Genomic DNA, 12,354 nt, shown 5'->3' on the forward strand with positions numbered 1-12,354 from the left:
GCTGAATTAACATATGAGAACCATCCAAAGTGTTCGGTACAACTTAGCTCTCTACACCGTCGGTGGCATCGTCTTCATCATCGCCGCCTTAATTTTAAGACCTTTTGCCATCGTCGGCGCCGGGGAACGCGGCGTGATGATGCGCTTCGGCAAGGTAGATAACGCGATTTTAGATGAAGGCATCCACCCGATTTTTCCGATCGTCACTTCTGTCAAAACCCTGAGCGTGCGGGTGCAAAAAACAGACCTCAAAGCAGATGCAGCATCCAAAGACTTGCAAAAAGTTAGTACAGACTTGGCAATTAACTGGAACATAGACCCGGCCAAAGTCAACCAAGTTTTTCAGCAAGTAGGAGACGAAGAACAAATTGTCAATAGCATTCTTAGTCCGGCAATTTCGGAAGTGCTCAAAGCAGCAACTTCTAAAAAAACAGCCGAACAAATTATTACTCAACGCACAGAACTCAAAAGTGAAATTGATAACTCTCTAAAAAATCGCTTGGCACCTTACGGCATCATCATCAGAGATGTATCCTTGGTAAACTTTGGGTTTTCTCCAGAATTTAGCAAAGCGATCGAAGCCAAACAGATAGCAGAACAAGAAGCCAAACAAGCAGAATTTACAGTTAAAAAAGCAACCCAAGACGCTCAAGCCCAAATTAACCGGGCTAAAGGGCAAGCTGAAGCTCAGCGCTTGCAGCGGCAAACTTTAACTCCAGAAATTTTGCAGCAGCAAGCGATTGACAAATGGAACGGCCAGTTTCCGACAGTAATGGGAGGAGGCGGGGCTCTACCGCTGATTAATATTGCCCCTCCTATCGGTCAAACGGCGACTCCTGGTAAATAAGCTGCTGCGCATCTTGATTGAGGGAGCGCGGGGATTCGGGGAGAGGGGGAGACGGGGAGAGGGGGAGAGAAATTGAGGGTTTTTCACTCTTGGCAGTCACAATGCGCTTTTTGTAAATGCCGGCGCCGCAAGCGCTGAAAATACAGCTAACAAGTAACTTGAAATCCCGCTTAGTTAAAGGTCAAGATACAATGTACGTTCGCGAGTCCTGAAAAACGTTAAAGTAAGAAACAACTCCGAAATTGCAAAGGTTTGCTTGAAAGTTTGGCTGATGGGAAATCGGGATAACCAGTCAATTTATAATTTAGGTGAAGTGGGGGACGCAGCCGATCGCCATACTGCGTCAGAAGCAGTGTGGCTCCGCGATCGAGCCTTGGCAGCTACTAGCAGCGGGATTGTCATTGTTGACGCCAATGCGCCCGACTGTCCCATAATTTATTGCAATCCTTCCTTTGAACGGATCACAGGTTACCGCTCCCGCGAAATCTTGGGGCGCAACTGCCGATTTTTGCAAGGCCCCGATACCGATCGCACTACGGTAGCTAAGATCCGCGAAGCCTTGCGCCAAGGTCTACCATTGCAGGTGACAATCAAAAATTACCGCAAAGACGGCACTCCTTTTTGGAACAAATTGTCGCTATCTCCCCTGCGAGACGACAGCGGTAATTTGACTCACTTCGTCGGAACCCAGGCAGACTTATCCGAACGCATAGAAGTGCAGGAAGCGTTGCAGCAAGCGAACGACCAACTGCAAACGATTTTGGAAGCAGTTCCGGGCATAGTATCTTGGATTAGCTCGGATTTGCGCTATTTGGGCGTCAACCGCCACTTAGCCAAACTGCACGGTTTGTTACCCTCGGCCTTTGTCGGTCAAGATATCGGTTTTCTGGGCGTGAGCTCGGATTTTCACTCTTTTGTGGTGGAGTTTTTTGCCGGCGACGCTACGGAAACGGTTAAAGAACTCAGCGCTAAGGTGAAAACCGACGGCGGACAGTCGGCGGCACACTATTTGATTGTGGCTCAAAAGTACGATCGGGGCAACGCAGCTTGTCTGGTAGGGATTGACATTACCGAGCGCAAGCGGGCCGAAGAAGCTCTGGTGCTGACTCGCAAGGCGGTGGAAAGTTCCAGCGACGCGATCGGCATCAGCGATGCCAACGGCACTCACATCTATCAAAATCAAGCGTTTTCTCAGCTATTTGAATGGGAAACCCCACAGGAATTTAAACGAGCTGGAGGTATACCGGCAGTTTTTGCTGACCCCGCAGTCGCCAGGGAGGTACTCGACACGATCGCCCGGGGTTATTCTTGGTCGGGCGAAATTACCAACCGCACTAAAAGCGGCAAAATTTTGCAAGTGCTGCTGCGGGCCGATGCTATTAAAGACCCCACAGGGAAAATTGTCGGTCTGATTTACATGAATACCGACATTACCGACCGCAAGCGCACGGAACAAGAGCTGCGGCAAAGCGAGAAGCGTTTTCGATCGCTGATTGAAAATGCTAGAGACATTATTGTAATTCTCGACGAGAAAGGCTTTTGCCGCTATGTCTCTCCTTCCCAAGAGCGGATTTTGGGCTACCCGACGGCGGAAGTGCTCGGCCGCTCTGTATTTGACTTGATTCACCCCGATGAATTGCCGATGGTGGATCAAGTGTTCAAAGGTGTCATCCAAATGCCGAGAGTTGGCTTGGGATTGGCGGAATACCGAGTGCGGCACAAGGACGGTTTCTGGTGCGTGTTGGAAGCGGTGGCGACGAATTTGCTTGCCGAACCTTCGGTGCGGGGAATTGTCGTCAACTGTCACGACGTGACTGAGCGCAAGGTGGCTGAAGACCAATTGTTGCACGATGCTTTGCACGACGCGCTGACGGAGTTGCCGAACCGCGCTTTGCTGACTGACAGGTTGGGGCAAGCTTTTGCCCGCGTCCAACGGCATCCGAGCTATCAGTTTGCGGTGCTGTTTCTGGATTTGGACAGGTTTAAGGTGATTAATGACTCTCAGGGACACCGCACGGGCGATCGGCTGTTGGTGGCTGTGGCTCGCCGTCTGTTGACTTGTTTGCGCCCCGGAGATACGGCGGCTCGTCTGGGGGGAGATGAGTTTGTGATTTTGCTGGAGGAAATTCAAGGTGTTGATGAGGCGATCGCCCAAGCCAAGCAAATTCTCAGGGCGATCGAACGACCGCTTTATTTGGAAGGTCATAAAGTTTTAATTACTGCTAGCATCGGCATTGCTTTGAGCACCGACAAATATCAGTGGCCGGGAGATATTTTGCGCGATGCTGATATTGCCATGTACCGGGCCAAAGCTCTCGGTAAAGCTCGCTACGAAGTGTTTACGAGTGCAATGCACACTCGGGCTGTGGCTTTGATGCACTTGGAACACGATTTGCGGGAGTCGATTGATGAACTGAATTTGAAGTATTCGATAGTGGATTTCGCAGGTGGGGAGGCGGTGGAAAACTCGCCGTTCTGCGAAATAGACTGGAATTTGGAGCGTCTGAAATCGCAATTTGATCCTCCTAAATTGGAATGTCCTTTTACTGTTTATTATCAGCCGATCGTTTGTTTGAAAAGCGGCTCAGTTATCGGATTTGAGGCGCTGGTGCGCTGGCTGCACCCGGAACGGGGTTTAGTTTCCCCGATGGAATTTATTGCAATGGCAGAGGAAACAGGGTTAATTATGCCTTTGGGTTTGTGGGTGTTGAACGAAAGCTGCCGCCAAATTCTTCAGTGGCAGAGTTTGAACTTACCTGCGGGAAATTCGCCGCTGACAGTCGCAGTAAATCTTTCCGGAAGGCAGTTTTCGGAACCGGAGTCGATCGAGCAAATTAAGCAGGTTTTGCAGGAAACGGGTGTTGACGCTCGCTGTTTGAAGTTGGAGATTACTGAGACTGTGGTGATGGAAGATGGGGAAGCGGCGGCGGCCATGCTTTCGCAGTTGAGGGAGTTGGGGATTGGGCTGTGCATTGATGATTTCGGTACGGGTTATTCGTCTCTGAGTTATTTGCACAAATTCCCGATTAATATTTTGAAGGTCGATCGCTCTTTTGTCAGTCGCATCGGAGCCGCAGGCGAGAATTTGGAAATCGTGCGGGCGATCGTCATGCTGGCCCGCAGTTTGGGGATGGAGGTAGTCGCAGAAGGTGTCGAAACCGCCGTGCAATTGGCTCAACTGCGGGCGATCGGCTGCGAGTACGGTCAGGGGTACTTTTTCTCTAGACCTCTCGACAGCGAGGCTGCTACAGCCTTATTACGTCGATCGCCCAAATGGTGAACTGAACCAAATATTTAGTTTGTATCTTGAAAAATATTAAAACTCTGGCGGCGTGCGCTGGTTCGAGAGTTGATAAGGGCGATCGATCTTTTCGTAACCAATGTCTTGAGTGTTAAAATTAAAATTTAGTAGAATAGCAAACTATCGAGATAGGTAAAAATATATGTCTCAATCTGTTGTGCCAGCAGCCGAAGAAAAACAGCTCGATACTTCGCCCACATTAACTTTTGAAGAATACAAAGTTTATCAAAGCAAGGACGATGTAAAATATGAACTGTACAGAGGCAAATTAATACCAATGGCAACGGCTAGCGCATTACATACAAGCATCTGCGAATATTGGGTTTACAAATTGCAGCGTTATCTAGCTGAAAACAATCTCGATTTAGTAGTAAAAACTTCTGTAGGAGTCAGAACAGAAGATGCGACATCTCGCATTCCCGATGTAGTTGTCTGCACAGAAAGTTTATGGCAACAAGCTCTTGCAAGACCGGGTTCCGGCATCCTTGACTTTGATGAAACACCATTATTAGTAATAGAAGTGGTCAGCCAAGATCGGCGGGCAGATTATGTACTTAAACGCACCGAATACGAACAAGCTAACGTGCCGGAATATGTGATTGTTGACCCGGCAGAAAACAGACAGCGAGTGCGAGTCGCAGCATTTCCCGAAGGTGAAGAGAGTTATGCACAGGTAGATTACTTGCCGGGTGAGGAAATGGTATCTGTAGTATTTCCCAATCTGAGATTATCAGTCAATGAAATATTATGTCCGCCATTGGTGGAAGGGTTGATTAAGGAAGAACAAGCGCGATTGCAGAAGGCTGAAAGATTGGCGGCGAGGCTGCGGGAATTGGGCGTAGATCCTGATTCTGTGTAGGAAATTGGATAAAGTACGATCGCCCTTGACGCATCTCAATCATCTAGCGGCAAGTCGCGCAGGAAATAAAAGCGATCGCCCTCCGCATCATTTCCCTTTTCTCGCCGTCCTAAATAACCCGTCAAAGGTGAAGAAAGTTCTATCGTCAAATCGTGTACTGATTGGTATGTTAGCTTAAAATCCGTGGCAAATTTAGCATTGTATTGAACTTTAATCTCAACAACCGTGGGAAACTCGCTATCTGAATCGCAAAGTTGTTTGACTGCTTGTACGATTTGCGATCGCAATTTAATATTACCCAAAACTTGGTCAATATAACGATTAACTTTAACATCAGCATTTTCACCAAACGGCTCTTGCTCTAAACACGGTTTTAAGTCTAGTAAATTAACAGAGCCTGGGTGTTTAGCTTTCAGTTCAACAAGTCTTTGCAATGTTTCAGGGCGAATGACATTCATGTGGTTTCCGATAGCAGTTTTGTTAGCGTGTCTATTTAACTGGCCAGCAGCCATAATTATCTTAATACAGCAGTTGTATTGTTCCTGAAGATGCTTGTGTCCTAACTTGATAAGTTGCGCTGGCGTTCCATCAGCTACAGTTTCACTTTTGGTAGCTTTGCATTCTCCCACTACCTGATAAGGAGTTTCACAGTAGAAATCTAATCCGCCAGCGCCCCCGGTTGATTCGGGATCGAGACTGGCCTCAGGTTTGTGGTTAGAATTTCTGAAACCTAGCTTGAGAAAACTCTTGCGGACTAATTTCTCAAAGCCATTACCGTCGCTAGAGTTGCCGATTTGTGAAATTGTTTTAATCCAAGCTAAATCTGGATCGGATTGTGTTGTTGGTGATTTTTCCGACCAACCGAGAAACGTTTTGAGTTCTGCGTCTAGTTGTTTGGCGTTTGGGTTGGTGGTGGATAAATGCACTAATGCACTTTGCAACTCTTCCAATTCTGGATGTTCTGGCGGCTCTAGTTTTTCCAGCTTTTGACGGCGTTTAGCAAAGATAGACTCGCTCAACACAGGCGTTGAATCAGTAACAGTTAGGGATTTTGGCAAAGATACAAAATTGCTGCTATGCTGCACTGGCATTTCAAGCGGCTGATGTAGCAAATAAACCCGCAGGTAAGCTACAAAAATAAAAGGACGCTGCTGGATAATTTGCTGTAATGCCTCTGTTTTCCAGACTGTTAACTGCGACAAAGCCTCTAATGATTCAGAATCGTTGAGCATTTGGCACAATTCGCACCTCGCCCAAGCTTTGATCGAAACTTTATCTGAATCTAACTGAGCAAGTGCCTTTTGAGCAACAGGCAAAAAATGCGATCGATAATATCGATCGCCAGATAGCAAATCAACCGACAAATTGGCTGGATACAAAGCAAATGTCCGCCCCGGATTCAGAAACATCCGAGGCATAGCTGCAATCATTCGTCCTTGGATTAAAGCCTCAATATCTGGATTTGGTAAAGCCAGAGCTGTTTGAAGCAAAATTGATTTGCTCATGGTTAACTAAATAGGTCACTTAGATCCCCATCATCTGTATCATCACTGCTGGGAGGGTTGAAAATGTCTTCTAAAAGTAGGCTTTCATCTTCATCGTCAACCACAGGCATTTCACCGGAGGGATCGCTCAAAATTTCCCGCAGTAAAAGATTCTCAAAAGTGAGCTGCTTCTGAGATATGAAATCAAAAACCTGGTCTTCTGTTAAATTATAATCTCGGCATTTTTTACAAACAGCACGGACAGCCATCAGCGGTTTTATTTGCTCTTCAATCAAATACACCACCTCACCGCCCTTTTCTACTGATACGAGTTGTTCTAGTAGCTTGTAGGCTTTAGAAGTTTTCTTGATGTTCTCTATTTTTGCTTGGGAACGGACTAAACAACCGCGCGTCAAATCAAATGTTTGATAATCAATTAATCGCTTTAATGCAGCAACTAATTCAGATTGAGAAGATTGGATAATTGCAACACCAATCTTGATAGCTCTTCCGTTTTCGGTACCAATTATCTTGAATCCAATCCAACCCGCATTTTTTGCCTTTGGCTTAATCTCTGCGGTAATATCATCAATTGTTACCTTGTCCACCGTCTGACCTTTCAAGGTTTCAAAGCCAAAGTAAATAGCCTTAGCAATTGTGGAATTATCCTCCATATCCTCTCCCATGTCTGCCTCAAGTTCCTTGTTAAAAGCAAACTCAAACCGCTCAACAGGATCTTCTGGAAGTTCAGGTATTGGAGGCATAAAAACTTGAAAATTCTCGGCACACCATGTCAAAGCTTCCCGTACCGTTGGCTTACCTCTGCCATATTCTCTCAGTTGACTTTCCTCAAATGGGTAGACCGGATGAGGAGGGTTTAAATTTCTGACCTGATAAAAATCTTGCAACCATAACTGGACTAAATCGACTAAAGAATCGCCATTCAAGTATTTTAAATCGATTGGTTTTCGCTGCGTGTATGTTGAGACTCGATCGGGTATACCGCCAGACATTACGTTAACCGTGTCTGTCCAAGTATAAGGCATCATTACTGTGATAACAACCAAACCTTGACCTAGTTCTGAGTGTTCGAGAGTATCGTACAAACGCTTAACTAGATCGGCAATTACCTGCGGTGTTGTCAAGCCATCATCTCTACAATTTGTATTTACATCTATTTCATCAAAACAAATGATTACAGGACTGTAGTAACTCACCAAATTTAAAATTTGCTGGACATTATTCAAAGATTCTGCTTCTCTGTCCTGATTAGTTTTGCCGGAATTAGCCGGCAATCCTAGTTCCTCAGCTTTAGATTTATCTAACTCTTCACCCGACAACCATTTGATAGCAAAAGGTGTTTCAGCTTCTGATAGCGTCCACAAAACAGCTCGAACAATATAAGGATCTGCCTTGGATTTTGTTTTGAGAACTTGCTTAGTTAGGGTGTTCATTAAGTTTTTATTTTTTGTTGCCCAACTAGCACACACTCTGTCAAATCGATCGAGAAGTTCTTGAGGAGAAAGATTTGGTGTAGCAGAATTAATGGCTTTGAAACCTTCGTTTGCCATTGCTGCCGCTATTTCCTGCCATTGCATGACACTTTGGCTACCTGTGTGGCTCAAACTGTTAGCTAAAGTTTGCTGAAATTGGTATTTTATCAAGTTTAAGTCGGTGTAATTATTAACACTGGCATAAACGAACAAAGCACCACCATTGCTTTCTAGTCTGCGGCGGGTGCGACTTAAAATGTGGCTTTTTCCCACTCCCTGTTGAGCAGTTAATACCAGTGAAGTCACCTTTTCTTGACTGGATTGACTTGTCTGTACTTTTTCAACTGCCTGAAAAATGGCATCGGAAGCGTGAGCATTTAGAGTGGGAATATCGGGGAACCCTTTTCCCCAAATATCTTGTTCTTTGACAATTCCAGCTTTGCTAAAGGGATTGTGATTTTGGATTGCAGCATTGAGGGCTTCTATCGGAGAAACTTCTATATTGTTCATAGCGATCGGGTGTGAGGTAACGAACTACAAAAAGATTGAGGGCAATTTTATGAATTCAAACGCTTGGCGTAGTAACGCAATGCACCACCAGGAATGGTGATTGAGTCTTCACGTTTATCTGCGGTGATGTCTTGCGTTTCTCCTGCCATTAGCTGAAAAATGTCATTAGCCTGCATTTCCAACAGCCACTCATTGAACTCCGATCGCCCTACCCTTTCCCCGATCGCCCGTCGCATCCGATAAATCGGCACTAAATCGTCTAAGTTATAATCCCGGTTCAAGCTGTCGTACACATCGATCGCCACAGCCTTAAAATCGTCATAGGAGGCGATCGCCCCTACATCCCCCTTCCCTTTCTCAACCGCAACACTCGCCGCACCATCCTGATGCCGAATCCACTTCAACAAAGCATTTCCCAGCCGAGTACCGATTTGAGAACCATCAAACTCAAACAGAGAATCAGGACTTTTCAGGCCATCCGCTAAAACCTCTTTCCCCTTCGCACTCAACTCCAGCAGCGTCACCCGATTTTCGTTCGACTCCTTTATCGCCCCAGCTTCCTTCAACTGGGCGAGCACACCCAGATATCTCTGACTCGTCTCATTAGTCCGCACAATCCGCTTAGTCAAATCCCCCTTTTTAACCGGAATCTGACCGCCGCCCAAATCCCACAAATTCAGCAATACCCGAACTTTCGCCTTCGCATCCCAAACCGCTTGCTCTTCCGGTGTCAAAGTTTTAGACACTGCAATTTCATTGGTCTCAGACATATCCATACCTTTAAATACTTGTTCTTAGTATCAAATTTTACCAGAAATCTTGCTGAAAAACATCTAAACTTCTCAGCAAAATAGCGCCGGAGGCGGAGCACAACCTGTGCAAATTTCATTTAAAAATAATTGGCATTGACTAAAGTGTGATTATTTGATAAAATACGGGGTCGGACGATCGATCGCACTTCAAAATATCTACAGTCAATAAGAGCGATCGCACTTTCCAATCAAAACAATCCCGATCGGGGTCTGGGACAGCTTAGCAACCTCAACAAATATAGCGATCCCAACCTTAGCAAACCACCCGCAACCCAGCTTAACTGCGACTTTAGTTCAATGCCATATTCAGTCTTTAGAAAGACGAATTGAACCTACACATCTTGTTACATTGCAATGGCAATCAAAACATTGAACAACATTTTACCCATGAAAAATATTCCCGACCAAATTTCCGACATCAAAGAAAAACTTCCCGATTTGACTCCCACCCCTCCTGGTTTAAAAGCTCAAGCATCTAGCCACGACCTCAAAGCCCGTTTAGATTGGGGCGAACCCGGACTCACAATCATCGACGCTCGTGATTTTGAAAGCTTCACCAAAAGCCACATTACCGGCGCCGTAATGATGCCAATGGACGAAGTAGTAGAGCGAGCAAAATCCAGCCTAGAACCCGTCCGCGACATCTACATCTACGGCGAAAACGACGAACAAACGGCAGAAGCTGCCAATCTTCTCCGCGCAGCAGGCTTTAGAAAAGTAGCCGAACTCAAAGGCGGAATTCCTGCTTGGAAAGCCATCGACGGCCCCATCGACGGCGCTCTAGAACACGGTAATCCCGGCCCCGCCGCCTACAATGTTTTCGCTCGTTTGGAACATCACGCGAAAGCCCAGAAAACGAACAAATAACCTCAGATTCGCGGCACGATTCGCCAAAAAAATCTGACACTTAAAAAACCCGGTATCGCAAAAGTTACCGGGTTTCTCAATGACAAATCAAATACAACAGGTTCGATCGTTCGGACTTCAGTCCGCATCAAAATCAGAGGACTGAAGTCCTCCTAAAAAATTGATGACTAATATTATTTTTCTCTTATCTTTCCTTCCTCCCATCTAAAAATGCCTTAACCTCCCCGAACATAAGGCGGTTGGCATCAAAAGTAATTAACTTAACAGCTTCCTCAGCAGAAACCCAAGCAGAATTTTGAACTTCCTCAACTTGCAAAACCACCTCCATCGAATTAACAAAGCCTAAAAAATAAGTCACAGTCTTTTCAATCAGCTCCCCATCCTTAACAAAAGAGTAATGTTCCGTAAAGCTCGGTTCATCCAGCATTTCAAAATCCGATATACCAGTTTCCTCTGCAAATTCCCGCCTAGCCGTTTCCGCTGGAGATTCCCCGGGATTCGCGTGACCTTTCGGAAACGCCCAATGTCCAGCTTGATGTTGAATTAACAAAAACAAACTATCAGCTTCCTTCCCAAAAATCGGCACAATTCCAAAACATTCATCTTTCATTTTTCTGCTATTTCCTATTAATTATCCTCTTCTTTCCAGTCTCGCGTTGCGCGGACGAAAGTTTGTGTAGTCGCGAATTCCATTCGCCGACTGTCTCTTCGCTCTCTTTTTACCAGAAAGAATTGGTTGAAAGCCCCAAGCCTTTGACGGAGAAATTAAAAGAATACTATTCATTACTTCAATCCTCTTCCTTCTAGGTAGAGGTCGTCCTCAAGCTGTCAACTGTCAACAGTCAACTGTCAACTGAAAACTCCCACCCCAAGCGAGTAGGCTGTTCATAAACCCGCTTCAAAGTATTAACATCCCTCGCAGAAATAGCCGGAGGATTCCGCACCTGAGAAAAATAAAGCACATCAGTTTCCAGCAAACTGTGGCCCCAAATTCCCAAAGCGTGCCCCAACTCGTGCCGCGCCGTCGCCGGAACATACTTACCCACTTGATTGGGATTCAAATACACCGAAAACCGATGAGATAAAACAGTTTTATCCCCATCCCGACGATTGTACAACTCATAGGTAGATTCCCCAGAGCGCGATCGCAAAAGCCCTTGACGCAAAGGCGGAGCCTGACGTAAAATTCTAATATCAGCAACCTCCGAACTATCCACCACCTCCAAAGGCAAATAAACCGCCCATTCCCGCACAACACCCAACACAGCCGCTATCCATTCTTCAGACTTATTCGCATCAGCGGGACGCTCCACATAAACCCGAATGGGGAACTTCGACCACAGCAAATGACCCACACTCGGTTGCTTAACCCGATCGAAATAATCACCGCTATCAGTTGAATCTTGCCAATTTGCCAGCATTGGCGGCAAAGGGTGAACCTGTGGAGAAGGCCAAGTATTCGGGAGAGGAGAAAGAGAAAGACTCGCCGCCCGAGTATTAACCTGAGTTAAAATTATCAGGCTAAAACAACATAAAGCCAATCTCAAACCTGCCAGCAATCGAGGTTTTATCCTAACTTTCCACAACCGCATTTTGATGACCGCAGATACACACAAATAAGCGCAGATGAATGCAAATTCTATCAAATTTATCTGCGTTCATCTGCGTACCCTTCGTCCAGGCGAAGCGCCTACATTTGCGGTTAATAATCCTAATCTTACAACTTAGGAGTCAACCAACCAGCACTCAAAATTATAGTCAAACCCATAAAAACAATAGACAAACCCCAAGTAATCCGGTTCAGACTCGTTTCCGCACTCTTGGCGCTGGTAAACAATTGAGCTTGTCCGCCAATCCCTCCAATGCCATCGCCTTTAGGACTGTGCAGCAACACAAAAACTACAAGTCCTAAAGCAGACAAAGACCAGATAACTTGTAACACAGAAACAATATTCATAATCTGGGGTAATTGGTAATTAGTAATCGGTAATTCATCATCATATCAAATTCGGTCGATCGCACACAACCTCGCTTAGGGACAGGGGACTGCCCAGAGATGTCGGCTTAACGCGCTTTCCCACAGTCCGGCAGGGACTTAAGTCCCTGCCTCAAAGCTAAAGTCCTCTGAAGAGGACTGAGATAAGTTCTTCAGTCCTCTTCAGAGGACTTTAGCTATTAGCC

Annotated in this window: 10 protein-coding genes; 4 read left to right on the forward strand and 6 right to left on the reverse strand. The window is 45.8% G+C overall.

Annotated features, from left to right (window positions below):
• Window positions 1–13 precede the first annotated feature (13 nt).
• From QUB63_RS12895 to QUB63_RS12905, 3 genes are all read left to right on the forward strand, one after another.
• Entirely contained in the window at window positions 14–847 is an 834-nt protein-coding gene (locus QUB63_RS12895; protein WP_332945571.1) for a prohibitin family protein, read from the forward strand.
• Window positions 848–1,118: 271 nt separating this feature from the next.
• Window positions 1,119–4,127, forward strand: a complete 3,009-nt coding sequence (locus QUB63_RS12900; RefSeq protein ID WP_332945572.1) for an EAL domain-containing protein — start codon at window positions 1,119–1,121, stop codon at window positions 4,125–4,127.
• Window positions 4,128–4,290: 163 nt separating this feature from the next.
• Window positions 4,291–5,007, forward strand: a complete 717-nt coding sequence (locus tag QUB63_RS12905) for a Uma2 family endonuclease (protein ID WP_332945573.1) — start codon at window positions 4,291–4,293, stop codon at window positions 5,005–5,007.
• 35 nt (window positions 5,008–5,042) lie between these two features.
• Here QUB63_RS12905 and QUB63_RS12910 read toward each other — a convergent pair whose 3' ends face one another.
• Genes QUB63_RS12910 through QUB63_RS12920 form a run of 3 tightly spaced genes read right to left on the reverse strand, consistent with a single transcriptional unit; the run spans window position 5,043 to window position 9,264 of the window.
• The gene (locus QUB63_RS12910) at window positions 5,043–6,512 is read right to left on the reverse strand and encodes a DUF1802 family protein (RefSeq protein WP_332945574.1); all 1,470 of its coding nucleotides are present in this window, start codon (window positions 6,510–6,512) and stop codon (window positions 5,043–5,045) included.
• A gap of 2 nt (window positions 6,513–6,514) precedes the next feature.
• Window positions 6,515–8,494: an ATP-binding protein gene (locus QUB63_RS12915; protein ID WP_332945575.1), complete on the reverse strand. Its 1,980-nt coding sequence runs from the start codon at window positions 8,492–8,494 to the stop codon at window positions 6,515–6,517.
• 47 nt (window positions 8,495–8,541) lie between these two features.
• Window positions 8,542–9,264 (reverse strand): hypothetical protein, encoded by a 723-nt coding sequence (locus QUB63_RS12920; protein WP_332945576.1) that lies wholly within the window; start codon window positions 9,262–9,264, stop codon window positions 8,542–8,544.
• Window positions 9,265–9,660: 396 nt separating this feature from the next.
• Between QUB63_RS12920 and QUB63_RS12925 the strand changes: the two genes are divergently transcribed.
• Entirely contained in the window at window positions 9,661–10,173 is a 513-nt protein-coding gene (locus tag QUB63_RS12925; protein WP_332945577.1) for a rhodanese-like domain-containing protein, read from the forward strand.
• A 184-nt stretch (window positions 10,174–10,357) separates the two neighbouring features.
• Here the strand turns inward: QUB63_RS12925 and QUB63_RS12930 are convergent, their stop codons facing one another.
• From QUB63_RS12930 to secG, 3 genes are all read right to left on the reverse strand, one after another.
• Window positions 10,358–10,783, reverse strand: coding sequence for a bis(5'-nucleosyl)-tetraphosphatase (locus QUB63_RS12930; RefSeq protein ID WP_332945578.1), 426 nt, complete (start codon window positions 10,781–10,783; stop codon window positions 10,358–10,360).
• Between the two features lie 232 nt (window positions 10,784–11,015).
• Window positions 11,016–11,765 (reverse strand): peptidase, encoded by a 750-nt coding sequence (locus QUB63_RS12935; protein WP_442921764.1) that lies wholly within the window; start codon window positions 11,763–11,765, stop codon window positions 11,016–11,018.
• 125 nt (window positions 11,766–11,890) lie between these two features.
• Window positions 11,891–12,130 (reverse strand): preprotein translocase subunit SecG, encoded by a 240-nt coding sequence (gene secG / locus QUB63_RS12940; protein ID WP_293130711.1) that lies wholly within the window; start codon window positions 12,128–12,130, stop codon window positions 11,891–11,893.
• Between the last annotated feature and the right edge of the window lie 224 nt (window positions 12,131–12,354).

Origin of the sequence: Microcoleus sp. ARI1-B5 (genome assembly GCF_036705795.1) — a bacterium.
GTDB lineage: Bacteria > Cyanobacteriota > Cyanobacteriia > Cyanobacteriales > Microcoleaceae > Microcoleus.